The sequence below is a fragment of the Streptomyces sp. NPDC001381 genome (assembly GCF_042895685.1).
Lineage (GTDB): Bacteria > Actinomycetota > Actinomycetes > Streptomycetales > Streptomycetaceae > Streptomyces.
Window position 1 is genome coordinate 590,370 of sequence record NZ_JBIAWO010000005.1, and the last position, 25,501, is coordinate 615,870.

At 72.3% G+C, this 25,501-nt stretch carries 22 protein-coding genes; 13 read left to right on the top strand and 9 right to left on the bottom strand.

Annotated features, from left to right (window positions below):
• The first annotated feature begins 28 nt into the window (after positions 1-28).
• The 3 genes from ACFY2L_RS25350 to hypE are packed head-to-tail and all read left to right on the top strand — an operon-like array spanning position 29 to position 2,524.
• Positions 29-334 (top strand): HypC/HybG/HupF family hydrogenase formation chaperone, encoded by a 306-nt coding sequence (locus tag ACFY2L_RS25350; protein ID WP_390657652.1) that lies wholly within the window; start codon positions 29-31, stop codon positions 332-334.
• Entirely contained in the window at positions 331-1,458 is a 1,128-nt protein-coding gene (hypD, locus tag ACFY2L_RS25355; protein WP_390823444.1) for a hydrogenase formation protein HypD, read from the top strand. The genes ACFY2L_RS25350 and hypD overlap by 4 nt, the downstream gene beginning before the upstream one ends.
• Positions 1,451-2,524 (top strand): hydrogenase expression/formation protein HypE, encoded by a 1,074-nt coding sequence (hypE, locus tag ACFY2L_RS25360; RefSeq protein WP_390657654.1) that lies wholly within the window; start codon positions 1,451-1,453, stop codon positions 2,522-2,524. Before hypD ends, hypE begins: the two co-directional genes overlap by 8 nt.
• Before the next feature lie 90 nt (positions 2,525-2,614).
• On the opposite strand, the gene ACFY2L_RS25365 is transcribed toward hypE, so the two are convergent.
• Positions 2,615-3,001 (bottom strand): hypothetical protein, encoded by a 387-nt coding sequence (locus tag ACFY2L_RS25365; RefSeq protein WP_390823445.1) that lies wholly within the window; start codon positions 2,999-3,001, stop codon positions 2,615-2,617.
• A 210-nt stretch (positions 3,002-3,211) separates the two neighbouring features.
• On the opposite strand from ACFY2L_RS25365, the gene rfbA reads away from it, so the two are divergent.
• The 3 genes from rfbA to ACFY2L_RS25380 all read left to right on the top strand — a co-directional run bounded on the left by rfbA (position 3,212) and on the right by ACFY2L_RS25380 (position 5,874).
• Positions 3,212-4,150, top strand: coding sequence for a glucose-1-phosphate thymidylyltransferase RfbA (rfbA, locus tag ACFY2L_RS25370; protein WP_390657656.1), 939 nt, complete (start codon positions 3,212-3,214; stop codon positions 4,148-4,150).
• A gap of 4 nt (positions 4,151-4,154) precedes the next feature.
• On the top strand, positions 4,155-4,754 hold the full coding sequence (gene rfbC / locus ACFY2L_RS25375; RefSeq protein ID WP_390657657.1) for a dTDP-4-dehydrorhamnose 3,5-epimerase: 600 nt from the start codon (positions 4,155-4,157) through the stop codon (positions 4,752-4,754).
• 229 nt (positions 4,755-4,983) lie between these two features.
• Positions 4,984-5,874: a hypothetical protein gene (locus ACFY2L_RS25380; RefSeq protein WP_390657658.1), complete on the top strand. Its 891-nt coding sequence runs from the start codon at positions 4,984-4,986 to the stop codon at positions 5,872-5,874.
• A 65-nt stretch (positions 5,875-5,939) separates the two neighbouring features.
• Here the strand turns inward: ACFY2L_RS25380 and ACFY2L_RS25385 are convergent, their stop codons facing one another.
• Both ACFY2L_RS25385 and ACFY2L_RS25390 read right to left on the bottom strand, forming a co-directional pair.
• A complete protein-coding gene (locus ACFY2L_RS25385) occupies positions 5,940-7,214 on the bottom strand; it encodes a glycosyltransferase (RefSeq protein ID WP_390657659.1) in 1,275 nt (424 codons plus the stop codon).
• Between the two features lie 285 nt (positions 7,215-7,499).
• Positions 7,500-8,987 (bottom strand): long-chain fatty acid--CoA ligase, encoded by a 1,488-nt coding sequence (locus ACFY2L_RS25390; RefSeq protein ID WP_390823446.1) that lies wholly within the window; start codon positions 8,985-8,987, stop codon positions 7,500-7,502.
• A 149-nt stretch (positions 8,988-9,136) separates the two neighbouring features.
• Here ACFY2L_RS25390 and ACFY2L_RS25395 point away from each other — a divergent pair, with 149 nt between their 5' ends.
• The gene (locus ACFY2L_RS25395) at positions 9,137-10,327 is read left to right on the top strand and encodes a PucR family transcriptional regulator (protein WP_390823447.1); all 1,191 of its coding nucleotides are present in this window, start codon (positions 9,137-9,139) and stop codon (positions 10,325-10,327) included.
• Between the two features lie 48 nt (positions 10,328-10,375).
• On the opposite strand, the gene ACFY2L_RS25400 is transcribed toward ACFY2L_RS25395, so the two are convergent.
• Entirely contained in the window at positions 10,376-12,220 is a 1,845-nt protein-coding gene (locus ACFY2L_RS25400) for a protein kinase (RefSeq protein WP_390823448.1), read from the bottom strand.
• Positions 12,221-12,485: 265 nt separating this feature from the next.
• On the opposite strand from ACFY2L_RS25400, the gene ACFY2L_RS25405 reads away from it, so the two are divergent.
• A complete protein-coding gene (locus ACFY2L_RS25405; protein ID WP_390657662.1) occupies positions 12,486-13,049 on the top strand; it encodes a hemerythrin domain-containing protein in 564 nt (187 codons plus the stop codon).
• Between the two features lie 791 nt (positions 13,050-13,840).
• On the opposite strand, the gene ACFY2L_RS25410 is transcribed toward ACFY2L_RS25405, so the two are convergent.
• Positions 13,841-14,356: a hypothetical protein gene (locus tag ACFY2L_RS25410; protein WP_390823449.1), complete on the bottom strand. Its 516-nt coding sequence runs from the start codon at positions 14,354-14,356 to the stop codon at positions 13,841-13,843.
• A 195-nt stretch (positions 14,357-14,551) separates the two neighbouring features.
• Between ACFY2L_RS25410 and ACFY2L_RS25415 the strand changes: the two genes are divergently transcribed.
• The 4 genes from ACFY2L_RS25415 to gndA all read left to right on the top strand — a co-directional run bounded on the left by ACFY2L_RS25415 (position 14,552) and on the right by gndA (position 19,488).
• Positions 14,552-16,231, top strand: a complete 1,680-nt coding sequence (locus ACFY2L_RS25415; protein ID WP_390823450.1) for a cellulase family glycosylhydrolase — start codon at positions 14,552-14,554, stop codon at positions 16,229-16,231.
• 215 nt (positions 16,232-16,446) lie between these two features.
• A complete protein-coding gene (locus tag ACFY2L_RS25420) occupies positions 16,447-17,331 on the top strand; it encodes an LLM class flavin-dependent oxidoreductase (protein WP_390823451.1) in 885 nt (294 codons plus the stop codon).
• 54 nt (positions 17,332-17,385) lie between these two features.
• On the top strand, positions 17,386-17,892 hold the full coding sequence (locus ACFY2L_RS25425) for a MarR family winged helix-turn-helix transcriptional regulator (RefSeq protein WP_390657666.1): 507 nt from the start codon (positions 17,386-17,388) through the stop codon (positions 17,890-17,892).
• A gap of 156 nt (positions 17,893-18,048) precedes the next feature.
• Positions 18,049-19,488: an NADP-dependent phosphogluconate dehydrogenase gene (gndA, locus tag ACFY2L_RS25430; RefSeq protein ID WP_390657667.1), complete on the top strand. Its 1,440-nt coding sequence runs from the start codon at positions 18,049-18,051 to the stop codon at positions 19,486-19,488.
• Positions 19,489-20,107: 619 nt separating this feature from the next.
• On the opposite strand, the gene ACFY2L_RS25435 is transcribed toward gndA, so the two are convergent.
• From ACFY2L_RS25435 to ACFY2L_RS25450, 4 genes are all read right to left on the bottom strand, one after another.
• Positions 20,108-21,223, bottom strand: a complete 1,116-nt coding sequence (locus tag ACFY2L_RS25435; RefSeq protein WP_390823452.1) for a LacI family DNA-binding transcriptional regulator — start codon at positions 21,221-21,223, stop codon at positions 20,108-20,110.
• 115 nt (positions 21,224-21,338) lie between these two features.
• Positions 21,339-22,784, bottom strand: coding sequence for a glyceraldehyde-3-phosphate dehydrogenase (locus ACFY2L_RS25440; RefSeq protein WP_390657669.1), 1,446 nt, complete (start codon positions 22,782-22,784; stop codon positions 21,339-21,341).
• A 74-nt stretch (positions 22,785-22,858) separates the two neighbouring features.
• Entirely contained in the window at positions 22,859-24,319 is a 1,461-nt protein-coding gene (locus ACFY2L_RS25445; RefSeq protein ID WP_390823453.1) for an MFS transporter, read from the bottom strand.
• Between the two features lie 28 nt (positions 24,320-24,347).
• On the bottom strand, positions 24,348-24,749 hold the full coding sequence (locus ACFY2L_RS25450; protein ID WP_390823454.1) for a DUF3291 domain-containing protein: 402 nt from the start codon (positions 24,747-24,749) through the stop codon (positions 24,348-24,350).
• A 116-nt stretch (positions 24,750-24,865) separates the two neighbouring features.
• Here ACFY2L_RS25450 and ACFY2L_RS25455 point away from each other — a divergent pair, with 116 nt between their 5' ends.
• A complete protein-coding gene (locus ACFY2L_RS25455; RefSeq protein ID WP_390657672.1) occupies positions 24,866-25,483 on the top strand; it encodes a MerR family transcriptional regulator in 618 nt (205 codons plus the stop codon).
• The last annotated feature ends 18 nt before the right edge of the window (positions 25,484-25,501 follow it).

The following is a 25,501-nucleotide window of genomic DNA, read 5'->3' on the forward strand; positions in this document are numbered from 1 at the left end:
ACCCGTGACCCAGAGCGAGGAGAGGCCCATGTGCCTGGCGGTACCCGGCAGAGTGCTGGACATCGAGGAACGTGACGGTACCCGGATGGCCACCGTCGACTTCGGCGGCGTGGTCAAGGAGGTGTGCCTGGAGTACCTGCCCGATCTCCAGGTCGGCGAGTACGCCATCGTCCACGTCGGGTTCGCCCTGCAGCGCCTCGACGAGGAGTCGGCCAAGCAGACGCTCGAACTCTTCGCCGAACTCGGCATGTTGCAGGAGGAGTTCGGCGACGCCTGGGAGATGGCGGCGGCGGAGGCGGGCGTGGAGCCGGTGGAAGAGGTGCACGGGCCGTGAAGTACATCGACGAGTTCCAGGACCCGGAGCTGGCCCGCCGGCTCCTCGACGACATCCGTGCCACGGTGACCAGGCCCTGGGCGCTGATGGAGGTCTGCGGCGGGCAGACCCACAGCATCATCCGGCACGGCATCGACCAACTCCTGCCCGAAGAGGTGGAGTTGATCCACGGTCCGGGCTGTCCCGTGTGCGTGACCCCGCTGGAGGTCATCGACAAGGCGCTGGAGATCGCCTCCCGGCCGGAAGTGATCTTCTGCTCCTTCGGGGACATGCTGCGGGTGCCGGGCACCGGCCGGGACCTGTTCCAGGTCCGCGGGGAGGGCGGCGACGTACGCGTCGTCTACTCGCCGCTGGACGCCCTGCGGATCGCCCGCCAGAACCCGGACCGCGAGGTGGTGTTCTTCGGGATCGGCTTCGAGACGACGGCGCCGCCCAACGCCATGACCGTCCATCAGGCCCGAGAGCAGGGCGTCCGGAACTTCAGCATGCTGGTCTCCCATGTCCGCGTACCGCCCGCCATCGAGGCGATCATGTCGTCGCCGAGCTGCCGGGTGCAGGGTTTCCTCGCGGCCGGGCACGTGTGCAGCGTGATGGGCGTGGGGGAGTACCCCGGACTGGCGGAACGCTTCCGCGTGCCGATCGTCGTCACGGGCTTCGAGCCCCTGGACATCCTCGAAGGCGTACGCCGGACCGTGCGGCAGCTGGAACGCGGCGAGCACACCGTCGACAACGCCTACGCGCGCGCCGTCCGCCCGGAGGGCAACCCCGCCGCACGGGCCATGCTGGAGGACGTCTTCGAGGTCACCGACCGTGCCTGGCGGGGCATCGGGGTGATCCCCGGCAGCGGCTGGCGGCTGTCACCGAAGTACCGCGACCACGACGCCGAGCACCGCTTCCAGGTCGACGGCATCCGGACGGAGGAACCGGCCGCGTGCCGCAGCGGAGAGGTCCTGCAGGGCCTGCTCAAGCCGCACGAGTGCGCCGCCTTCGGCACGCTGTGCACCCCGCGTACGCCGCTGGGGGCCACCATGGTCTCCAGCGAGGGCGCCTGCGCGGCGTACTACCTGTACCGGCGGCTGGACGTGCCCGCCACCGCGGCCCGGGAGGCGAGCCCCGTTGTCTGACACCACCGGACTCCCCGCCCTCGACATCGAGGGATGGACCTGCCCCGCGCCCCTGCGCGACCGGCCCCGGGTCGTCATGGGCCACGGCGGCGGCGGAGTCCTCTCCGCCGAGCTGGTCCAGCAGATCTTCGCCCCCGCCTACGGCGGCGAGGTGCTCGCCGGGATGGGCGATGCCGCCGTCGTCTCCCTGGGCGGCGCCCGGCTGGCCTTCTCCACCGACTCCTACGTGGTCCGCCCGCTGTTCTTCCCGGGCGGCAGCATCGGCGACCTGGCGGTCAACGGCACCGTCAACGACCTCGCCATGAGCGGCGCCCGCGCCGCCTATCTCTCCTGCGGATTCATCCTGGAGGAGGGTGTCGAGCTGGACACGGTCACCCGGGTCTCCGAGGCGCTGGGCGCGGCGGCGCGCACGGCGGGCGTGGAGGTGGCCACCGGCGACACCAAGGTGGTGGAGGCCGGCCACGGCGACGGGATCTTCATCAACACGGCGGGCATCGGCGTCGTCCCGGCGGGCGTGGACCTGCGTCCGCAGCGGGTGGTCCCCGGTGACGTCGTGATCGTCAGCGGCGCCATCGGCGTCCACGGCGTGGCCATCATGAGTGTCCGCGAGGGCCTGGAGTTCGGGGTGGAGATCGCCAGCGACTGCGCGCCGCTCGGCGGCCTGGTCGAGGCGATGCTCGCCGTCACCCCGGATCTGCACGTGCTGCGCGATCCCACCCGGGGCGGGCTGGCCGCCGCGCTCAACGAGATCGCGGCGGCCTCGGGCACCGGCGTGGTCCTCCGCGAACGCGACATCCCGGTGCCGCCGGCCGTCGCCAACGCCTGCGCCATCCTCGGCCTGGACCCCATGTACATCGCCAACGAGGGCAAGCTGGTGGCCTTCGTCCCGCGCGAGCACGCCGACGCCGTCCTGGAGGCGATGCGCGCCCATCCGCTCGGCGCGGACGCCGTGGTCGTCGGCGAGACCGTCGAGGCGCATCCCGGCATGGTGGTGGCCCGCACCGGCCTTGGCGGCACGCGGGTGGTCGATCTGCCGATCGGGGAGCAGCTGCCGCGGATCTGCTGACGCCGCCGGACCGGGACGGTCGGATCTGCCCACGCCACCGCACCCGGAACGTGAAAGGGGACTGCGGCAGGGGCCCGGGAAGGGCCCGCGCTATCCCCGGCCGCGCCGGGACGGCGGGTCCTGCGGGTCCACGCCCGTCGTGGCGGACGCGTCCCTGGTGCCGCTGGGGCGCTGGGAGCGGCCCCTGCGTCCGGTGTCCCGGCGGCCCTTCTCGTCCTCGCCGGCGTACTCCTCACCGCGGACGCCGTCACTGCTGACCTCGTCACCCGGAACGGACCTGGTCTCCTCCTTGGACCTGGTCCGGCCCGGGCCCCGTCCGGGCGCGTGCTCCTCGGGGTGGAAGGAGCGGTGGGCGCTCGGGTTGTCCTGCTGACGTGTCTCGTCGACGTCGGGCGCCCAGCCGTGCTGCTCGGTGCCCTCGTGCCGGCTCGGGCCCTTTCCGTGGGGAGGCTCGGACCCGTGTGGTTTCTTCGGCATGGCCGACCTGCCTGTTCTGTGGGGGGACGCCGGTCGCGCGTCGCCGTGATGACTGAATCATCTCGTCTCCTGTCATCTCGGGCATGTCGTGACCGGCGGGGAGGCGGGCCGCCCAGGTCCCGGGAGCCGTACCCGCACCGCCGGCCGTACACGTGCCGGAAAACCGTGTTAAAAGCCGGTATTCACTAATGGCTGACTTATGGTGTGGCCGTGCGCGGAATCCTGTTGGCCGGAGGGACCGGCTCGCGGCTGTGGCCGTTGACCCGTTCGGTGTCGAAGCAACTGCTGCCGGTCTTCGACAAACCCATGGTCTATTACCCGCTGTCCACGCTCGTGATGGCCGGCGTCCGGGACATCCTGATCATCACCACCCCGGAGGACCAGAGCCAGTTCCGACGGCTGCTCGGTGACGGAAGCCATCTGGGCCTGCGGCTGGAATACATGGCGCAGAATCGCCCGGAGGGAATTGCCCACGCATTCGTGCTGGGCGCCGGATTCATCGGCGACGAATCCGTGGCCCTTATTCTGGGCGACAACATTTTCCACGGCAGCGGCCTCGGCACCCGGCTGGCCCGGCACGACGTCTCGGCGGGCGGCAGGGTGTTCGCCTACCAGGTCGCCGATCCCTCGGCCTACGGTGTGGTGGAGTTCGACGACCTGGGGCGCGCGGTCTCCATCGAGGAGAAGCCGGCCCGCCCCCGGTCCCGCTACGCGGTACCCGGGCTCTATTTCTACGACAACCGCGCCGTGGACATCGCCCGCGGCCTGCGCCCCAGTGCCAGGGGCGAGCTGGAGATCACCGACCTCAACCGCGTCTATCTGGAAGCGGGCGAACTACAGGTCACCCGGCTGGACCGGGGCACCGCCTGGCTCGACACCGGAACCTTCACCTCCATGGTCCAGGCCTCGGAATTCGTCCGGGTCATCGAGGAGCGCCAGGGCTTCAAGGTCGGCTGTGTCGAGGAGGCCGTGTGGCGGGCCGGCCTGATCGACGACGACCGGCTGCGGGAACTGGCCCGGCCGCTGCTCAAGAGCGGATACGGCCACTATCTGCTGGGCCTGCTGGACGACACCCGCGACCCCGTCCCGGCCCGAGGCGGCCAGGAGCTGCTGTGCGACGCGCCCGGGCTGCCCGGCGGAAGGAAGTGATCACATGGAACCGCTCGGCATCGAGGGGGCGTGGGTGGACACGCCCCGGGTTTTCACGGACGACAGGGGACGCTTCCACGAGTGGTTCAGGAGCGACGCCTTCCGTGCGGCCGTCGGGCACGGATTCCGCTTCGAGCAGGCCAACTGCTCCCGCTCCGTCCGCGGCACCCTGCGCGGTGTCCACTTCGCGACGGTCCCGCCGGGCCAGGCGAAGTACGTCACCTGCGTCGGCGGCGCCGTCCTCGACGTCGTGGTCGACATCCGCGTCGGCTCCCCGGACTTCGGGAGATGGGAGGCCGTCCGGCTCGACGACACCACCCATCGCTGCCTCTATCTCTCGGAAGGGCTGGGCCACGCGTTCATGGCACTGGAGGACGACTCCACGGTCGTCTACCTCTGTTCGCAGGGGTACGCGCCCCAGCGCGAACACGGGATCAACCCGCTCGACCCGGCACTGGCCATCGCCTGGCCCGACGATCTGACCCCCCTTCTCTCCGACAAGGACGCCGCCGCGCCCACGCTGGAGGAGGCCGAGCGGCAGGGGCTGCTGCCTTCCTTCTCGGACTGCACCGCATATCGCGGAAGTCTCGTGAGCGGCACCTGAGGAATCGCCGGGGGCGGACCTCGAGGCAACCACAACGTCGGCTTCGGCGCAGGTGTTCGACGCCGCACGGGTGATCTTCGTACGCGAGGCGGGTTGTCCTCTCCATCATTTCTTCATACCGGTGGAAGGGATGACGTCGTTCATGGCAGAGGGTGTTGCGACGCAGGCGGAATGAAGCACGCCGAGTGCGCTCCTGCGCTCCGACCCTCCAGATGTGAGGAAGGTTCTCTTGAGCCGTAGAACGATCCGAAATTCGCGCCTGAAGTCCGCCACGCTGCTGACGGCGGGCGCCGCCGCCGTGGCGCTCAGCGTCGTCCCGGGGACGGTGGCCGCCGCGGAGGCGGTGCACGGACACGCGACCGAGAGCTCCGCCGCCCGGTCCCGCTCGACCGCGGAACTGCCCGTGGCCATCGCCGACGCGTTGCGCCGGGCGGGTGCCCAGGGCGGCGAGATGATGGCACCGGGCCGTGCGGGCGCCACCGTCGACCGCTACGGGGACCGCGATCCCCACCACAAGGGCGACCGTGGCCCACAGGGCCCCCGTGGCCCGCAGGGCAAGCCGGGCAAGCAGGGTCCGCAGGGCCCGCGTGGTCCCCAGGGTGTCCAGGGCCCGCGTGGTCCCCAGGGTGTCCAGGGCCCGCGCGGTCCTCAGGGGGCCCAGGGTGCTCAGGGGGCCCAGGGTGCTGAGGGGCTCGTCGGCGTCCAAGGAGCCCAGGGTGCTCAGGGGGCCCAGGGGGCCCAGGGTGCTGAGGGGCTCGTCGGCGTCCAAGGAGCCCAGGGAGCTCAGGGAGCTCAGGGTGCTCAGGGAGCCCAGGGAGCCCAGGGAGCCCAGGGAGCCCAGGGTGCGCAAGGAGCCCAGGGTGCTCAGGGAGCCCAGGGTGCGCAGGGAGGGCTGAACGGCATCACGATCCGTACCTTCACCGACACCGACGTCATGACGGCGACGGTGGAGTGTCTCCCGGGCGAGTCCGTGGTGGGTGGTGGATTCACCACCAGCACGGGCTCCATTCGTGACAGCTTCCCGAGCGGTGGCGTGCTGCCCGATACGCCGCCCACCGGCTGGACGGTCACCACCACCTCCAACCAGACGATCACGGCTTACGTGCTCTGCGCGACGTGACGTAGCACCCCCGTGCGAGGGGCGCCCCGGAGCTTTCGGCCCCGGGGCGCCCCTCGGCGTTCGTCCTAGACCAGCAACGGACCGCCGCACCGTTCGGCGCCGTCCTTCATCGCGATGAGGTTGGCGACGACGTACGAGATGTTCTTCTCGGAGTGCCACTCGGAGGGGAAGTAGGTGGCGAGGCGTGAGCTCTGGAACCTGGCCTCGAGGTCGGGCACGAAGGCGCGGTACTGGTCGTCCGTGTAGTACCAGAACGAGTTCTCGTTGTAGTACGCCACATGACCCGGGTCCTGGTACGCGCCGCGGCCGTCGGAGCTGGGCGTCGTGACGAGCAGCATGCCGCCGGGTGCCAGCAGCCGGTACAGCTCGTTGATCAGGGGCACCTTCGCGGGCACGTGCTCGAGGAAGTTCACCGCCCGCACGAGGCCGACGGAGTCGTCGGGCAGGTCCAGTCTGCCGGGCAGGGTGGCGACGATGTCCACGCCCTTGCCCGGGTACTTGTCCACGCCCACGTAACCGGGCGGCTTGCGGTGGGCCGCGCCGAGGTCCAGGGCGAGCAGCCCCCTGCGGTGGGTCCAGGCGAGCGCGTTGGCCTCGATGTACCGGTCGTACAGGGCGACCGTCTCGCGCTGGATGAACGCGTTGATCTCGGGGTCGAGCTGGGTGTTCGCGGAGTGCATCCGCTGGAGGTACAGACAGCGCGGGATGTGGTGGAAGTCGCCGACGTGGAACAGCCGGCACATCAGGTCCTGGTCGTCCAGCACCGAACGGGCGGCGTCGTACCCCCCGGCTCGCTCGTACGCGTCCTTGCGGAACGCGCGCACATGGTTGGGCGCGTACCAGATGTACGAGACGTTGTGCGGCGTCGGCGCCATGGACCGCACCTGCAGCAGCTTGCGGCCGTCGACGCGTACGTCCTCGTAGTGCCAGCCGTGCGTCTCGTTGAAACGGCTCTCGTCCCGCTTGCCCTTCTCGGTGATCTGCGCGGTGTTGCTGTAGACGAAGACGGCCTCGGGGTGCGCGTCGAACGCCTTGCCGAGCTCCGCCAGACACGCCTTCGCCAGCAGGTCGTCGTGGTCGAGCTCGACGAGGATCTCGCCGCGTGCGAGCTCGCAGGCCCTGCGCTTGGCGGCGCCCACACCGGTGATGTCGTCCGCGATCTCCACCCGGATCCGCTCGTCGGGGTGCTCCGGTCGCCATCGGGCCCCGTTGTTGAGCAGGACGATCCACTCCCAGTCCGTACAGGTCTGCGCCTGCAGGGTGGCCAGGCACTCGTCCAGGAAGCGGGGCCGGTGGCTGGGGGTGAAGACGGAGAACCTCGGGGTGGCGGTCGACGTCATGATGCTCCCTGCGTGGCTCGGTGTCGGTGAGGGCGGCCTGTGAAGTCCCGGAATCCCGCCAGCACTTGGCATGGCCCGCGGTGGTCCGGAGCCGGCCACCGTCATTTCCGCCGAGGTTACGAGCCCGTCCTGACGACGTCGCCGTTCGGCAGGCGGTGGGGTGGACGGACCACCCGATTGCACGCACCCGCCCACCACGCGGCGGGGCGGCCGTCGTCAGCCGGCCGCCCCCTTCCCACCGTCACGCGGGATCCGCCCGTCGTCACCGCCGGACAGCCGCGATGCTCACCCCGCCGGTGCCGTGATCTCCCGCTTGAGGATCTTGCCGCTCGGGCCGGTCGGGAGCTTGTCCATGAGCCAGATCTGCCGGGGGTACTTGTACGCCGCCACCCGGTCCTTGACGAACTCACGCAGTTCGTCGGGGGTGGCCTGGGCACCCGGGCGCAGGACGACCGCGGCCGCGATCTCCTCGCCCAGGTGGGCGTGGCCCACGCCCACCACGGCGGCCAGCGCGACGGCCGGGTGCTCGTGCAGGACCTCCTCGATCTCCCGCGGGTAGACGTTGTAGCCCCCGCGGATGATCATGTCCTTCTTGCGGTCGACGATGTAGAAGTAGCCGTCCTCGTCCTGCCGCGCGAGGTCGCCGCTGCGCAGCCAGCCGTCCGGAACGGTGGCCGCCGTCTCCTCCGGACGGTTCCAGTACCCCTTCATCACGTTCGGTCCCCGGACGGCCAGCTCGCCGACCTCGCCGGGCGTCACGTCCTGCCCCTTCTCGTCCAGCAGCCGCACCTCCACGTCCCGGATCGGGGTGCCGATGGATCCGGGCTTGCGCGGCCGGTCGGGGTGGTTGAACGTCACCACCGGGCTCGTCTCCGACATGCCGAACCCTTCGAGGATCGCGCATCCGAAGCGCCGCTCGAAGCCGTGCAGGATCTCCACCGGCAGCGAGGCGCCGCCGGAGATGCACATGCGCAGGGTCGACACGTCCGTCTCCGACGGGTGCTGCAACAGGGCCGCGTACATGGTGGGCACGCCCTCGAAGACCGTGGCCCGGTCACGCGCGATGGCGTCCAGCACGGCCTGCGGATCGAAACGGGGCACCAGCGTGAGAGAGGCGCCGGCGCGCACGGCCACGCTCATGGTGCAGATCTGGCCGAAGATGTGGAACAGCGGCAGACAGCCCACCACCACGTCGTCCGGTGTCATCTGCTGCACATGGACCGCATTGACCTCGGTGTTGTGCCGCAGCCCGCCATGGGTGAGCGAGGCGCCCTTCGGGCGGCCCGTGGTGCCGGACGTGTACAGGAGGACGGCCAGGTCCTCGTCGTCCGTCTCCGCGATGCCGGCCAGCGGCTCGTGCCCGGCCAGCAGACCGGCGAAGGCGGCGGGTTCCACGGCCAGGTGCCGCACCCCGGCGGCCACCGCGCCCTGCGTGCCCTCACCCGGTGCCTGGTGCCACTCGAACAGCACTCTCGCCCCGGAGTCGGTGAGGTGGTACTCGGTCTCCCGCGCCTTCAGCAGCGGGTTCATCGGTACGACGACCGCCCCGGCACGCAGCACGCCGTAGTACAGGACGACGAACTCGGGGACGTTGGGCAGCATGAGAGCCACCCGGTCGCCCGGTCGCACGCCCTCGGCCCGCAGCAGCGCCGCGACGCGGGCACTGCGCTCGTCCAGCTCCGCGTAGGCGGTCACCTGACCGCCCAGCCGCAGAGCCGGACGGTCCGGCTGCCGCGCCGCCGTGTCCACCAGAAACGCCGCCAGATTGGCCATGCCCGCCTCCACGAATGTCCCCGTCGAAATCCGCCGTTCACGTGCACGACATGGTGCTGGCGCAATCGGCGACGGCCTATGGGCGGTGGCACAGTGTCTCCCCGCCGGGATTGTTCCGGAGGACAAGAAGAGCGGCTTAAGCTGGGGGAATGGACCTCTCGGGGGTGACCGCGGCGCTCCACGCCCGGCTGCCGGAACTGGGCGAGCGGATGGCACAGCGCATCCGCTCCGACGTCGACGCCTACCAGGACGAGTCACTGATCCCCTTCGACTCGCTGCGCCGCTCGTGCACCGCCAACGCCGACCTCATCCTGAGCCACTTCCACCGTGCGGGCGCCCCGGATCCGAGCCCGGCCCGCGAGACCGGCCGGATGCGCGCCGAACAGGGCATGCCGCTGGCCGACACCCTGCACGCCTACCGGATCGGCTTCGAACTCCTGTGGTCGGAGATCGTCGAGGAGTCCCGCACCCACCCCGAGGTCTCCGACGCCCAGCTGGTGTCCCAGTCGGCGGAGATCTGGGCCCTGTTCGGCCGCTACGCGGAGGCCGTGGCGGCGGCCCACCGGGAGACCGCGGCGGAGCTGACCCTGCAGCGCGAGGCCAGGCGCTCGGCGCTGGTGGAGGCGCTGTTCACCGGTGTCATCTCGGACCGCACCACGCTCTGGGAGGCCGCGCATGAGCTGGGCCTGCCCGAACAGGGGCCCTTCGCGGTCGTCGCCGCGGTGGCGGGCGCCCCCGGCGAGGAGCCCCTCGCGGGTATCGAGACGGCGCTGCGTCAGGCGCAACTCCCCTCCGCCTGGCGGCTGTTGCCGGACCAGCAGATCGGTGTGGTCGCCCTGGCCACGCCGACGGCCGAGCAGACCTGTCTGCGCACCCTGCGGCGCGCCCGCGCCCGGGTCGGCGTCAGCCCCGGTTTCCACTCGTTGCGGGACACTCCGCGGGCCCTGCGCTTCGCCCGGCTGGCCCTGGCCGGTCTGCCGGGCACCGGACCAGGCGTCGCACGGTTCGACGACAATCCGCTGGCGATGCTCGTCGCCGCCGCGCCGGCCGAGGCGGCCCATCTGACCGAGGTGGTCCTCAGACCGCTGCTCGACCTCCCCGCGGCGGAACGGGCCCGCCTCCTGACCACCCTGGAACACTGGTTCGCCGCCGCCGGTTCCGCGGCGGACACCGCACGGACCCTCTTCGTGCACCCCAACACCGTCCGCTACCGGCTGCGCCGCGTCGAGGAGCTGACCGGCCGCTCCCTCTCCGACCCGCGCACGGTGGCGGACCTCGGCGCCGCCCTCCCGGCCGTCCGCAATACGGGGGCGGTTCCGATGGATCCGGGAACCGGGTGACCGCTCCTGCCGGCGCCGTGGGCCGCGAGGTCGTCCGGCAGGCGTGGCTCAGTCGCCGGCGCGCAGCGCGACCCAGGTGGCGCGGGCCACCACACCGTCGGCGGACAGGCCCTTGTCACTCTGGAAGGCGCTCACCGCGCTCGCCGTCTCGGGCCCGAACTCCCCGTTCACACCGGCGCTTCCGACGCTGTATCCGCGCTTCGTCAGCATGCACTGCACCTGCGACACCTTCACGCCGCTGTCGCCCTGACGGGTGCGTCCGCTGCCGTCGTAGTACGTGCAGTCGGTGTTCCAGGGTTCGCCGGCCGGCTCGGCCGACGGGGTGGCGGGGTCCGTGCCCGGAGTGGCGGGGGCGCTGGTCCCCGCGCCCGCCGCGCCGGTGGCCGGGGCGCTCGCGGCGTCACCGGTCGTGGAAGCGGAGGCGTCCGGCCGCGCGGAGCCGCTGCCGCCGGCGACGTCGGCGCGTCCGTCGGACGAGCCCGCGGCGGAGGCCCGGTCCGCCACGTCGGGCGTCCCCGGAGCGGCGTTGCCGGGCCGGTCGGCGGGCACGGCGCCGGTCACCGTCACCTGGTCCGCCGGAGGGGCGGCGGTCGCGGGACCGTCCGGGCGGACGAGGACGAGCACACCTGCGGCGACGGCGCAGAGGGCGGCGGCCGCCGTGACGACCAGCACCCCTCTCCGGCGTGGCCACCCTCGGGGTCCCGCGCCGGGTAACGCTCCTGACGACGCGTCGGCGGACGCGGACGTGGGCGCCGAAGCCGAGGCCGAGGCCGGGGCCGGCTTCGAGGCGGACGCGGGTGCGGCCTCCGACGGCACGGCGGCGACGCCGGGTGCCGCGGGGCGGCTCAGCGCGGCGGGCGGGGGTACCACGGCCATGACACGGTGCCGCGAGGGACGCAGCAGGGCCGCCCGTTCGGCGGGGAGCCGGTGCAGCGTCTCGTACGCCCGCCGGCGGGCCAGTACCTCGCCGTGCAGCGGCTCGGGCCAGTCGGACACCCCGGTCCGCGCCCCGGCGAGCTCGATCAGATCCTCGGGGGTGGGCCGCTGACCGGGTTCCTTGGCCAGACAGCGGGACAGCAGCGAGGCGAGTTCCGGGTCGGCCGCCGAGACGGCGGCGGTCACCTCCGGGTCGGGCTCCTCGAACGCCACCCGGTGCATGACGTCGACCCCGGTGCCGTCACCGAAGGGGGCGCGCCCGGCCGCCGCGTAGACCAGGGTGCAGGCCAGCGAGAACACGTCCGACGCGGTGTCGCACCGGCCGGTCCTGAGGTACTCCGGCGACATGTAGGCCGGGGTGCCCACCCGGTTTCCGGTGCCGGTGAGCGCGCTCGCGTCCGCGGCCTTGGAGATCCCGAAGTCGATCAGATGGGTGCCCTGGTCGGACAGCAGCACGTTGGAGGGCTTCAGATCCCGGTGGACGACGCCCGCGGCGGACAGGGCGGCGAGCGCCCGCCCCAGGTCCGCCGTCAGCCGCCACACGGTGGCCGTCGGCAGGGAGCCGTCCCCGCGTACGGCCTCCGTCAGATCGAGCCCCGGAACGTATTCGGTGGCCATCCAGAGCAACTCGTCCTCGAAGCCCGTACCGCACAGCAGCGGCGCGTACGGCGGGCCGAGCCGGGCGTGCACGGCTGCCTCGCGCTCGAAACGGCGCTGGAAGCGGACGTCCTCGGCGTACTCCGGCCGGATCACCTTCACGGCGAACAGCCCCGGGGTGTCGTCGGCCGCCCGGGCCAGATAGACCCGTCCCATCCCGCCGCTGCCGAGCAGCGCCAACGGCACATAGGGGCCGACACGGCCGGGATCGCCGACCCGCAGGGGTGAGGCGCCGGTCTGCCGCAGTGCGGCGGCCTCGTTCGCCGTGGCACTCGGTGGGGTCGGCCGCTGGTCAGTCACGGAACTCCCGAAGTGATGTTCGCCGTACGTCAGTTCGTTCTCAGGCGCGGAGAACGAGGCTAGCCCAGTCGCCGCCTGTGCTCAGGCTTTCAAACACTTCCGTCGGCTCGTGATCACCGGGGGCTTCGCGCCCGGTGCCCCGGACGGTCTCCGGGAGACCTCCGGCGAGCCAGGACGGGCGAAGTTCAAGGGGCGGCGGCCGGGGCACCCGGGGCCTGGCGGGCCCGTTCCGGGAGCCCGCCGGGTTCGGCTGGAGGAGGACGGCATGGGTCATGGTGGAAACGTCATCGACGAACTGGTGACCGATCATCGCGAGGTCGAGGAGCTGTTCGGGAAGATCGCGGCGCTGCCGTCGGGACACAAGGACCGCAAGATGTACGCGGACCAGGTCACCATGGAGCTGGTCCGGCACTCGGTGGCCGAGGAGGCCTACCTCTATCCGGCGGTGCGCGAGCACGTCGACGGCGGTGACGCGCTGGCCGACAAGGAACTGGAGGACCACGCCGAGGCCGAGCAGATCATGAAGGACCTGGAGGGCTGCGCGGCGGACGACGCGCGGTTCGACCAGCTCATGGTGAAGCTGATGCGGGAGATCCGCGAGCATGTGGCCGACGAGGAGCAGAACCTCTTCCCCCGGCTGCGCGCCGCGTGTCCGCCGGACGCCCTGGACAGTCTGGGGGAGAAGGTCCGCATGGCGAAGAAGACGGCGCCGACACGGCCGCACCCGGCCGCCCCCGACAAGCCCCCGGCGAACAAGATGCTGGCTCCGGGCGTCGGCATGATCGACCGCCTCCGCGACGCCCTGTCCGGCCGAGGCAAGCACGCCTGACGCGAAGCCACCCCCTCCGGTCCGGGGACCACGGCCTCTGACCGCCCGGCGGTCACGGTCGTCCATGGCCCTGGGCGGCCCGCGGGTCGAGCGCGTCGCCGCCGGCCCCGGGTCCGCCTGCGGCGGAGCCGGCCGCCCTCGGGCGGCGACCGGGCGCCTCGTTCGCGGCGCGTGCGCCCGCGCGCTCGGCGGCGTCCCGTGTGTTCGGCTTCTTTGGGCTCCGTAGCAGGCACGCCTTGACGGGAAGTCACCCCCTCCGGCCCGGCTTCTGACCGCCTGGCGGTCAGGATCGTCCGTGGCCCTGGGCGGCCCCCGGGGTGAGCGTGCTGCCGCCGGTCCAGGGTCCGCCTGCGGCGGAGCCGCCCGCCCGCCCCGGTTTCGGCCTGGAGGCCCGCACGCTCGGCGGCGTCCCGCGCTGTTCGGCCTCTCCTCGGGATCTCTCGCAGGCCAGGGAGTGGGGCGTTCCTGACGGTAGGCGCCGGGGTCCACCCGCCATCCGGCCTGGCGATGTGCGGGCAGCCATCAAGCGATCGGCCGGCCGCTGCCACGCCTCGCCGCCGCCCGGCGAGCATCCCTCAGGCGATCAGCCGGCCGTTGTCCCGCCGGTGCTCCGCGCGTCGCCCGCGAGTGATCAGCCGGCCTTCGCCCACCGGGCTCCCCGCGTCGCCCGCGAGTGATCAGGCGGCTTTCGCGCACCGGCGCTCAGCGCGCCGCCCGCAAGCGATCAGCGCCCCGCCACCCCGCCGGGCCATCAGCGGGCCGCCGCGTGAGTCGTCGGCCGACCCCGACCCTCAGGCGATCAGCGCCTGCCCCGGCCTCAACCGGTCCAGGAGACGGGCGTGGTGGAGGTCGGCGACGGGGGCGATCAGGTCGGGGTGGCGCAGGAGGGCCGCCGCTCGGCGGTCGTGGGCGTCGGGGGCGATCAGGCGCCGGAACTCCACCGGCGTACCGCTCGTGTGGGCGCCGCCGGTGAGGCCGGCCACCGCCCGTGCGGCCAGTTGCGGATCGGCGAGCAGACCGGCCGCCCAGCTCGCCACGACCTCGTCCACCCAGCTGCGCCAGGCCGAGTCGTCCGGGTCCTCCGCGGCGCCGCTCATCCGGTCGAGCCCGGCCGAGCCGCCGGGGCCCGTCATCCCGACCAGCGCCGTGTCCGTGGCCGTCGGATAGCGCAGCCAGGCCGCGACGGTGACCGCCTGTCGGGCCTGCGCCTCGCACAGGGCGGCGGCGAGCGCGCCACCGGACGCGGGGTAGGCGCGGGTCAGCCACTGGGTGGTCGCGGCGATGAGCGGGGCGAGGTCTGCGAGCACAGAGGACCGTCCGAGCGGGGTGCGGGGGCGGGGTGACAGGGGCCGAGAGGATTCGGGTTCCTCCGAAACGGTAGCGGAGCACTGCGCGGTCCCTTGACGTGTACTTGGCACAGTGGCTTCATGGGAGCGCTCCCATATAGTGCCCCCACGTCATGTCCCCCACCTTGCCTTCTTGGCCTCACTCCTGGAGTCGCAGTGAGAACGACAAGAAGCACCACCGGCGGTCCGCCGCGCAAGAGCCCCTTGACCACCTTGCTGACCAGGCTGGCCGTGCTCCTCGGCCTGGTCGCCCTGGGTGCCCTCGCCCCGGCCCCCGCCCAGGCCCAGGCCCGCTCCGGCGGCCTCGCCGCCACCGGCCTCCACATCGGCGACGGCCGGCTGCTCGAAGCCAACGGGAACGATTTCGTCATGCGTGGCGTCAATCACGCCCACACCTGGTACCCCGGCGAGCTCCAGTCGCTGGCCGACATCAAGGCGCTGGGCGCCAACACGGTCCGCGTCGTCCTCGCCGACGGCCACCGCTGGAGCGCGAACAGCGCCTCGGACGTGGCGAACGTCGTCGCCCAGTGCAAGGCCAACCGCCTCATCTGCGTCCTGGAGGTGCACGACACCACCGGCTACGGCGAGGACAGCGCGGCCGGCACCCTCGACCAGGCCGCCGACTACTGGATCGGCCTGAAGGACGTCCTGGCCGGCCAGGAGGACTACGTCGTCATCAACATCGGCAACGAGCCCTGGGGCAACACCGCCCCCGAGGGCTGGACCGACCCGACGATCGCCGCGATCAAGAAGCTGCGCAACGCCGGCTTCCAGCACACGATCATGGTGGACGCGCCCAACTGGGGCCAGGACTGGCAGGGCGTGATGCGCGCCAACGCCCGGTCCGTCTACGCCGCCGACACCACAGGCAACCTGATCTTCTCGATCCACATGTACAGCGTCTTCGACACGGCCGCGGAGATCACCGACTATCTGAACGCCTTCGTCGACGCCGAACTGCCCATCCTCATCGGTGAGTTCGGTGGCCCGGCCGACCAGTGGGGCGACCCGGACGAGGACACCATGATGGCCGCCGCCGAGCAGCTCGACCTGGGCTACCTCGCCTGGTCGTGGAGCGGCAACACCGACCCGATCCTCGACCTGGTCACCGACTTCGACCCCACCCGGCTCAGCTCCTGGGGCCGGCGCGTCTTCAACGGCGCCGACGGCATCGCCCAGACCGCGAAGGAAGCCACCGTCTACGGCGGCGGCACCCCCGGCGACTCCCAGGCCCCGACCACCCCCGGCACCCCCACCGCCTCCGGCGTGACGGCCACGTCGGTGACGCTCTCCTGGACCGCCGCGACCGACAACGTCGGCGTCACCGGCTACGACGTCGTCCGTGTCGGCGGCGGCACCGAGACCACGGTCGCCGCCTCCACCACCAACAGCGTGACCGTGACCGGGCTCAGCGCGAGCACGGCGTACACCTTCGCCGTCTACGCCCGGGACGCGGCCGGCAACCGCTCGGCCCGCTCGGGCACGGTCGCCGTCACGACGACGAGCGCACCCGCCACGCCCTGCTCCGTCGGCTACCGCGTCCTGGGCGAGTGGCCCGGCGGCTTCCAGGGCGAACTCGTCCTCCGCAACCCCGGCACCGCCGCGATCAACGGCTGGAAGCTCGTGTTCGCCTTCGCCGACGGGCAGACCGTGACCAACATGTGGGGCGGGACCCCCACCCAGAGCGGTGGCACCGTCAGTGTCGCGCCCGCGTCGTACACCTCCACCATCCCCGCCGGCGGCTCGGTCACCGTCGGCTTCATCGGCGGCAAGGGCGCCACCAACACCGCACCGACCGCCTTCACCCTCAACGGCAGCGCCTGCGCGACCACGTGAGACGCCCTTCCTCCGGCCGGCCGACGGACCCGGCGCCGGCCGGCCGGAGGGAAAAGGGTTTGCCCGGGGCCGGCCAGACTCGTTACGGTCGCGGCACTCTTACGCATCACGCTCTCTGGAACCATCGCCGCAGAACGGGAGCAGGCCCGCGCATCAGCGCGCGGAGTCAGGAGGGGCGGCCCCACCGTCCGCATACCCTCCGGAGGACTGCTTCCATGAAGATCGGCCTCGGCCTTCCCATCGACGACCCCGCCCTGCTCCTCGACTGGGCGCGTCGCGCCGACGCGGCCCCGTTCCGCACCCTCGGCCTGCTCGACCGGCTCGTCTTCCACAACCCCGAGCCCCTGGTCACCCTGGCGGCCCTCGCCGGTGCCACCTCCCGCATCCGCCTCCAGACCGAGGTGCTGATCGCGCCCCACCACAACACCGCGCTGCTCGCCAAGCAGACCGCGACCCTCGACCGTGTGTCCGGCGGCCGCTTCACCCTCGGCATCGGCGTCGGCGGCCGTGAGGACGACTGCCGGGCCGCCGGCATCGACCTCCGCACCCGGGGCCGCCGCCTCGACGAGCAGATGACCCGGCTGCGTCGCACCTGGGCCGGTGAGCCGTACGGCGAAGGCGCCGGGCCGATCGGACCGGCGCCCTGCACACCGGGCGGCCCCGAAGTGCTCTTCGGCGGCTTCGCCCCGGCGGCCGTCGAGCGGGTGGGCCGCTTCGGCGACGGCTTCCTCGGCGCCGCCCTGCCCCCGACGTACCTGAGCGGCCTGTTCCGTGACGTGGAGAAGGCCTGGGCGAGGTACGACCGCCCCGGCCGGCCGCGTCTGGTCGCCCAGGTCAGCGTCGCGCTCGGCGGGCGGGACACCCTGGACCGGGCCCGGCGCAACCTCCTCGACTACTACGCGTTCAGCGGCCGCGCCGAGTACATGGCGGACGGTCTGCTCACCACGCCGGGCGCGATCCGCGCGGCCGTCGCAGCCCTCTCGGACATCGGCGCCGACGAGGTCGTCCTCTACTGCTGGGCCCCGGACCCCGACCAGGTGGACCGCCTGGCCGAGGCCGTGTTCCACGAACCGCTCCCCTCCTCGCCGCCCCCGCGATGACCACGCGCTGTATCTGACATTTCAAACAAAAGTCGCTCTGGGTAAGGTGTGGCCATGTCCACGACGCCGCGCTGGCTCACCGCCGAGGAACGACGTGCCTGGCTGGCCTACGTCGACTTCTCCACCCTGCTCGCCGACTACCTCAACCGGCAGCTGCGGCGCGACGCCGGTATGACGCACGCCGACTACAGCCTGCTGGCGTACCTCTCGATGGCGCCGGACGGCGGCCTGGGGATGTCCGAGCTGGCCCAGCGGCTGAAGATCACCCGCAGCCGTCTCACCCACGCGGTGAACCGGCTGCGGGAGATCGGTCTCGTCGACCGGCGGGAGGACCCCGCCGACGGCCGCGGTCAGCTCGCCTTCCTCACCGACGAGGGCAGGGCCCTGCTGGTGGAGATCGCCCCGGGGCATGTGGAGGCCGTCCGCCGGGCGGTGTTCGACGTGCTCACGCCCGAGCAGGTACGGCAGTTCGCGGAGATCGGCGAGGCCATCAGCGACGCCCTGCACCGGGCCGAGGGCACCGAGGCCGACCCGGCGGTGCTGCCCTGGCGGCGCCGCTGAGACCCGGCGCGGGAGCGGTGGCCCGCCGTCGTCCGGCAGCCGTCCGAGGAGTTCGACGTGCCGGCATCGAGAAGAACCGGCCCACGGCGCGTACCTGGGGGTACGGGGCTGCCCGCCCCCCTCCGATACACGCCACCGATCCAAGGGACGTACCTCGTGAACGCAACCGCCGCCATCGGCGTCACCGGCCTCGGCGTGATGGGCCGCAACCTCGCGCGCAATTTCGCCCGCAACGGCCACACCGTCGCCGTCCACAACCGCAGCGCGGGCCGCACCCGTGCGCTCGTCGAGGAGTTCGGCCACGAGGGCGCCTTCGTCCCCGCCGAGTCGGCCGAGGAGTTCGTGGCCGCGCTCGAGCGCCCCCGCCGCCTGATGATCATGGTGCAGGCGGGTGCGGTCACCGACGCCGTCATCGACGAGTTCGCCCCGCTCCTGGAGCCCGGCGACATGATCATCGACGGTGGCAACGCCCACTTCGCCGACACCCGCCGCCGCGAGGCCGCCCTGCGCGAGAAGGGCATCCACTTCGTCGGCACCGGCGTCTCCGGCGGTGAGGAAGGCGCCCTCAACGGGCCGTCGATCATGGTCGGCGGTTCGAGCGAGTCGTACGACGTCCTCGGCCCGATGTTCGACTCCATCAGCGCGAAGGTGGACGGCGAGTCCTGCGCCGCCCACGTGGGCACCGACGGCGCCGGGCACTTCGTCAAGATGGTCCACAACGGCATCGAGTACGCCGACATGCAGCTCATCGCCGAGGCGTACGACCTGCTCCGCCAGGTCGCCGGCTACACCCCCGGCGAGATCGCAGACGTCTTCCGCACCTGGAACCAGGGCCGGCTGGGCTCCTACCTGATCGAGATCACCGCCGAGGTCCTCGCCCACACCGACGCCGCCACCGGCCTGGCGTTCGTCGACATCGTCACGGACGCGGCCGGCCAGAAGGGCACCGGCCGCTGGACCGTGCAGACCGCGCTGGACCTGGGCTCCCCGGTCACCGCCATCGCCCAGGCCACCTTCGCCCGCGCCGCCTCCGGCCAGCGTGAACTGCGCGCCGCCTACGCCGGGCTGCCCGGCGGCACCACCCCCGCGCTCAGCCGCACCGAGGCCGCCCGCTTCACCTCCCAGGTCGAGCACGCCCTGTACGCCTCCAAGGTGATCGCCTACGACCAGGGCTGGAAGATGATCCAGGACGCGGCCGCCGAGTTCGGCTGGAAGATCGACCTGGGCGCGGTCGCCAAGATCTGGCGCGGCGGCTGCATCATCCGCGCGTCCTTCCTGGACCGCATCCGTGCCGCGTACGCCGCCGACCCGGAACTGGTGAGCCTCCTCGGCGAGATGGAGTTCGCCATGGAGATCACCGACGCGCAGGTGCCGTGGCGGGAGACGGTCGCCTCCGCCGCCCGGCGCGGCATCCCCGTGCCCGCCTTCTCCGCCGCCCTCGCCCACTACGACACCCTGCGCGCGGGACGGCTGCCCGCCGCGCTCCTCCAGGGCCAGCGCGACTACTTCGGGGCCCACACCTACGGTCGCACCGACCGCCCCGGCGCCTTCCACACCCACTGGTCCAGCCCCGGCCGCCCGGAGACCTCGGCCTGACCCAGGCCGGAACAGCTGCCCGCCCTTCCGGCCCGCCGGCCGACCGCCGCACGGACCGGAAGGTCCCCCACCCACGGAGGCCACCCCTCCGCCGTCAGCCGGGGCAGCCACCCGTCCCCGTCGGCCACCTCTCCGCCACGGGCGCTTGGTCCGGCTCGGCCGCCTGCCCGGTGCCGTCTGTCCGGCGCGGCGCCGGGTCTGGCTCGGCCGGCCGTCCGGTTGGGGCGCTCGCCCGGCGCGGGTGCCTGGTTCGTTCCGGCCGTGTGGTCTGGCTTGGCGGCCTGGCCGGCGCGGTTGTCTGGTCCGGCTCGGCCGTCTGCCTGGCTGCCGTCTGTCCGGGGCGGGGCCGGGTCTGGCTGGGGGGCCGTCCGGTTGGGGGTTCGTCCGGTGCGGGTGTCTGGGTCGTTCCGGCCGTGTGGTCTGGCTCGGTCGTGCGGCCGGCTCGGGTGTCTGGTCCGCTCGGTCGTGCGGTCTGGCTCGGTGAGGCCTGGCCAACTCGGGTGTCTGGTCTGGCTCGGGGGGCCGTCCGGCTCCGGTGTCTGCCTGGTTCGGCCGTCCATTCGGCGCGGGGGCGTCTGGTCGGGTCGGGTACGTGGTCCGGCTCGGGCGTACGGGTGGTTCAGGTGGGTGGGAGCACTGACTGGCGGATGACCAACTGTGTGCTCAGTATCACGTGGTCGTCCCCGGAGACCCGCTCCTCCCGCTCCAGGGCCAGCCGCACGGCGGACCGGCCGAGGTCCTCGTAGGGCACCCGGACGGTGGTCAGGGCCGGGGTCAGGTCAGCCGCGAAGGGCACGTCGTCGTAGCCGATCACCGAGACGTCGTCCGGGACGCTCAGCCGGAACTCCCGCAGCGCGGCCAGCGCGCCGAGGGCCACCATGTCGGTGCCGGCGAAGACGGCGGTGAACCCCAGCCCGGCGCGCAGGGCGTCCCGGGTGCGCAGATAGCCGGAGGTACGCGTGTAGGGACCCGGCACGTCCAGGTCCTCCTCGTACGGCACCCCGTGCGCGCGCAGCGCGTCCAGGTGGCCGGCCCGGCGCTGCTCGGCGGTGCTGAACCCGGTCTCGCCGCCGAGGAACAGGACGCGCCGGTGCCCGGCGGTGAGCAGGTGCGCGGAGGCCTGGAAGGCGCCGCCGCGGTTGTCGTACTCGATCACCGTGGCCGGCAGGCCGGCGGGCAGGGGCGGGCGGCCGACCAGGACCAGCCGGGACCCCGCTGAGGCCAGCCCCTTCGCGTAGCCGGCCATCCGCGCGTGATACGCGTCGTCGATCTCCGCGCCGCCGACCAGCACCACCGCTGCGGCGTGGTGTTCCCGCATCAGCTGGACGAGATCGTCCTCGCGGGCCGGATCGCCGTGGGTGGCGCAGACCAGGCTCAGCCGCCCCCGGGTCGCCGCCTCCTGCTCCACCCCGGCGGCCACATGGGCGAGGGACGGGCCGGTGATGTCGTGCAGGACCAGCGCGATCGGGCCGGGGACCCCGCCGGAGAGCGCCTTGGCGTGGACGTTCACCACGTAGTGCAGCGCCTCGACCGCGGCCGTCACCCGGGCCCGGGTCGCCTCGGAGACGGGGTAGTTGCCGGCCAGCGTCCGTGAGACGGTCGCCACCGACACTCCCGCCCGGGCCGCGACGTCGCGGATGGTGCTGGGTTTGTCCTGGCCCGTGGCGCCGCGGCGCCGCCTGCCGCCGCCCACGGGCCGTCGGCCCGCGGGGTCCCCGGTCGCGTGATCCGTCACGGCCCGACGTTACTGCATCGGTGGTCCCGCGACGGGCCGGGAGAGGGGAACGTGCCTTTCCGGAAGCCGGAAGCCGGAAGCCGGAAGACGTTTGCCCCTCCCCGGCGCCGCCGGGCTAGACGCTCGTGGCCGGGTAGGTCGGGTACTCCACCCCGGACACGTGCTGGACGACGCGCACGACCTGGCAGGAGTAGCCGAACTCGTTGTCGTACCAGAGGTAGAGGATGGCGTTGTCCCCGTCGACCTTGGTGGCGCCGGCGTCGATGATCGAGGCGTGACGCGAGCCGATGAAGTCCATCGAGACCGCGTCGGGAGCCGTGGTGAAGTCGATCTGGCGCTTGAGCGGCGAGGTCAGCGAGACCTCGCGGAGGTGGTCGAGGACCTCCTCGCGCGTGGTCTCGCGGCCCAGCCGCAGGCTGAGGATCGCGATCGAGACGTCCGGCACCGGCACCCGGATGGAGCTGCCGGTGATCGGGGCCTTGAGGTCGGGCAGCGCCTTGGCGACGGCGGACGCGGCACCGGTCTCGGTGATCACCATGTTCAGCGGCGCCGAGCGGCCGCGGCGGTCGGCCTTGTGGTAGTTGTCCAGCAGGTTCTGGTCGTTGGTGAACGAGTGGACGGTCTCCACATGACCGCGCAGCACGCCGTACTCGTCGTTCATCGCCTTCAGCGGCGGGACGATCGCGTTGGTGGTGCAGGAGGCGCAGGACAGGATCTGCTCGTCCGGCTTGATGGTGTCGTGGTTGACGCCGTGGACGATGTTCGGGACGTCGCCCTTGCCGGGGGCGGTCAGGACGACCTTGTCGACACCGGGCCGCAGGTGCTTCGAGAGGCCCTCGCGGTCGCGCCACTTGCCGGTGTTGTCGATGAGGATGGCGTTGTCGATGCCGTACGCGGTGTAGTCGACCTCGGTCGGGTCGTTCGCGTAGATCACCTTGATCTCGTTGCCGTTGGCGATGATCGTGCCGTTCGCCTCGTCGACCGTGATCGTGCCCTGGAACTGGCCGTGGACGGAGTCCCGGCGCAGCAGCGACGCCCGCTTGACGAGGTCCTGGTCGCCGCCGCCGCGCACCACGATGGCGCGCAGCCGCAGGCCGTTGCCCGAACCGGACTTCTCGATCAGCAGCCGGGCGACGAGCCGGCCGATGCGGCCGAAGCCGTACAGGACGACGTCACGCGGTTCCCGGCGGTCGATCTTGTTCGCGCCCGTGGCGCCCGCCACGGCCTCGGCGGTGAAGTCGCGGACCGACAGACCGCGGTCGTCGGCCCGGTAGGTGGCGGCGAGCATGCCGATGTCGATCTGGGACGGGCCGAGGTCCAGGGTGGTGAGCGCCTCGAGGAACGGCAGCGTCTCGGTGACCGAGAGCTCCTCGCCCGCGATCTGCCGGGCGAACCGGTGGGTCTTGAGGATGCTGACCACCGACTTGTTCACCAGGGAGCGGCTGTGCAGCAGGACCGTCACATCCCGCTCGCGGTGCAGCTTCCCGATCATCGGGATCATCGACTCCGCGATCTCCTCGCGGTTCTTCCAGTTGGTGAACGAATCGTCGTTGAGCGTCACGGGCCTATCTTTCGAGCTAGGTGGCGCTCAGATGCTAACCCGATGCCCCTTCGATCATTCAAGCGGGGGTCCGCTCAGGTGTGCGGATGGGCGGGTGCGGACTCGGACGGCCGCGGCCGCCGGGGAATCCCCAGGGCGCACAGCGCGCCGGCGAACACCACCGCGACCCCGACCCACACCGCGGGGTGCAGGCCGTCGACGAACTGCCGCGGCTCCACGGTGCTGCCGTGTGCCACGAACACCGTGCTGAGGACGGCGATGCCGAGCGCGCCGCCGATCTCGCGCACGGTGGCGTTGGCGCCGGACGCCTTGCCCGCGTGCTCCCCGGCGACCGAACCGAGCACGACCGCCGCCGTGGGGGCGAACACGAAGCCCATGCCGACGCCGGCCACGATCATCGCGCCGACCAGGGACGCGTACTCCGTGTCGACGTCGGCGACCAGGTTGATCCAGCCCAGGCCGACCCCCTGGAGGAAGAGGCCGAGAGCCATCAGCCGGCCGCCGCCCACCCGGTCGGTGAGCAGTCCGGCGACGGGGGCGACGAACATCGGCATCAGCGTCCAGGGCAGGGTGCGCACACCGGCCTCCAGCGGGGTGCGCGGCGGCACGATCTGGAGGTACTGGGCGAGCAGGAACAGGGAGCCGAAGACCCCGAAGTACATCGCCGCGGACACGAAGTTGGTGAGGGTGAAGGCCCGCACCCGGTAGAACGACAGCGGCAGCATCGGCGCGGGGACCCGTGCCTCCCACAGGGCGAACCCGGCCAGCAGCGCCACGCCCGCCGCGAACGCGCCCAGCACCTTCCAGGAGGTCCAGCCGTCGGGCTCGCCGTGCACGATCGCCCACACCACGGCGCACAGCCCGGCCGCCGCCAGCACCATGCCGGTCAGGTCGAGCCGGACGCCGGGCAGCGAGCTCTCGCGCAGGGCGGACAGCACCAGCGGGATCGCGATCACGCACACCGGCACGTTGATCCAGAAGATCCACCGCCAGTCCCAGCCGTCGACGACCGCGCCGCCGACCACCGGGCCCATCGCCACGGCGAGACCGCTCACCCCGGACCACACCCCGAGGGCCATGCCGCGCAGCCGCTCCGGCACGGCCTGCGACAACAGGGTCAGCGACAGCGGCATCACGGCGGCCGCGCCGAGGCCCTGGAGCGCGCGGAAGGTGATCAGTTGGGCGCTGGTGTCGGACAGCCCGCAGCCGATGGAGGCCAGGGTGAACAGGGCGATGCCGACGACGAACACCCGCCGCCGCCCGAAGCGGTCGCCGAGGGCGGCGCCGGTCATCAGCAGGCAGGCGAAGCTGAGCACGTAGGCGTTGACGAACCACTGCAGTTCCTGCGTGTCCGCCTGGAGGTCCACGGCCAGGGTGTGCAGGGCCGTGGAGACGACGAGGTTGTCCAGCGCGACCATGAACATCGGCACGGCGGCCGCGACGATCGCGAGCCAGAGCGGTGTGCGTCGGCTCCGGGCCCCGGGGGTGGAGACGGCCGGTGCGTCGAGGACCGGGCTCTCTTCGGACAGGGTCATGGCGGGGATCTCTCCTGGGTGGGGGCGGTCAGGCACCGGAGCGGGCCTGCTCGGCGATGCGGCGGCGGGCGTCGTTCCAGTCGATGGGCAGTCCGGCGGCCGGGACCTGCCAGAACGTGAAGACCGACTCCTTCGTCGTGGGCCGCAGGCCGGTCATGACCGACCGGTGCGGCTCGCTCCTCGCGTACGTGTACAGGGCGCTCTCGTCCTCCCAGGCCGACAGGGTCCAGAAGGTGCGCTTGAGGGGTTCGGCGATCAGGGAGGCGCCGTACGCGCCGGGCGCGCCCGAGACCTGCCGCCACGCGGCCAGCGACTTCCAGAGGAAGCGCGGTACGTCCTTGAACGAGCGGACCTCGAACCGGGACGCCATCACGAACGCCTCGGTGTCGGGTGCGGGGGTGCTGACAGTCGTCCAGCGCAGGGTGGGCATGGCTGAGGCCTTCTCTCCGACGGTGCGGGGTAATTGGATACCTCTACTATCTATGTTAGACAGTAGAGGTATCCAGTTTTCAAGAGTGGGGCCGCACGAAATCGGAGCCGAACCGCATGCGCATCTCCGAACTGAGCCGCCGCAGTGGCGTCTCCGTGACGACGATCAAGTACTACCTCCGCGAGGGCCTGCTCCCGCCCGGCCGTCAGACGGCCGCCACCCAGGCCGAGTACGACGACCAGCACCTGCGCCGGCTGCGCCTGATCCGCGCCCTGACCGGCGTGCGGGGCCTGTCGGTCAGCACCACCCGCGAGGTGCTGGACGCCCTCGCCGAGCACTCCGGCGACACCCACCGCCTCCTGGGCCTCGCCCTGGGCTCCGTCCGGGTGGGGGAGAAGCCCGCCGACGAGGTCCCGGAGGCGGCCGACGTCGACGCGCTCGTCAGGGAGCTGGGCTGGGACGTGCACGAGGCGGCACCCGCCCGCGCCACCCTCGCCGAGACCCTCGGCTCACTGCGTGCCCTCGGCGTCCCCCTGGACTGGCACACCCTGCTGCCGTACGCCCGCCTCGCCGAGCACACCGCGGTGCTCGACCTCGACCAGCTCGACGGGATCGAGGACCCGCTGGAGACCGCCGAACGCGCCTTGCTGCTGACCGTCCTGCTGGAACCCGCCCTGATGGCACTCCGGCGCATGGCCCAGGAGAACGAGTCGGCCCGGCGGCACACCACCTAGCGAGTGCCGCGCCCTCGC

Coding starts and splice junctions, on each gene's coding strand:
- ACFY2L_RS25350 (WP_390657652.1), top strand. CDS start 29: ATGTGCCTGGCGGTACCCGGCAGAGTGCTGGACATCGAGGAACGTGAC.
- ACFY2L_RS25365 (WP_390823445.1), bottom strand. CDS start 3,001: ATGCCGAAGAAACCACACGGGTCCGAGCCTCCCCACGGAAAGGGCCCG.
- rfbC (WP_390657657.1), top strand. CDS start 4,155: ATGGAACCGCTCGGCATCGAGGGGGCGTGGGTGGACACGCCCCGGGTT.
- ACFY2L_RS25385 (WP_390657659.1), bottom strand. CDS start 7,214: ATGACGTCGACCGCCACCCCGAGGTTCTCCGTCTTCACCCCCAGCCAC.
- ACFY2L_RS25390 (WP_390823446.1), bottom strand. CDS start 8,987: ATGGCCAATCTGGCGGCGTTTCTGGTGGACACGGCGGCGCGGCAGCCG.
- ACFY2L_RS25395 (WP_390823447.1), top strand. CDS start 9,137: ATGGACCTCTCGGGGGTGACCGCGGCGCTCCACGCCCGGCTGCCGGAA.
- ACFY2L_RS25405 (WP_390657662.1), top strand. CDS start 12,486: ATGGGTCATGGTGGAAACGTCATCGACGAACTGGTGACCGATCATCGC.
- ACFY2L_RS25420 (WP_390823451.1), top strand. CDS start 16,447: ATGAAGATCGGCCTCGGCCTTCCCATCGACGACCCCGCCCTGCTCCTC.
- ACFY2L_RS25425 (WP_390657666.1), top strand. CDS start 17,386: ATGTCCACGACGCCGCGCTGGCTCACCGCCGAGGAACGACGTGCCTGG.
- ACFY2L_RS25445 (WP_390823453.1), bottom strand. CDS start 24,319: ATGACCCTGTCCGAAGAGAGCCCGGTCCTCGACGCACCGGCCGTCTCC.
- ACFY2L_RS25450 (WP_390823454.1), bottom strand. CDS start 24,749: ATGCCCACCCTGCGCTGGACGACTGTCAGCACCCCCGCACCCGACACC.
- ACFY2L_RS25455 (WP_390657672.1), top strand. CDS start 24,866: ATGCGCATCTCCGAACTGAGCCGCCGCAGTGGCGTCTCCGTGACGACG.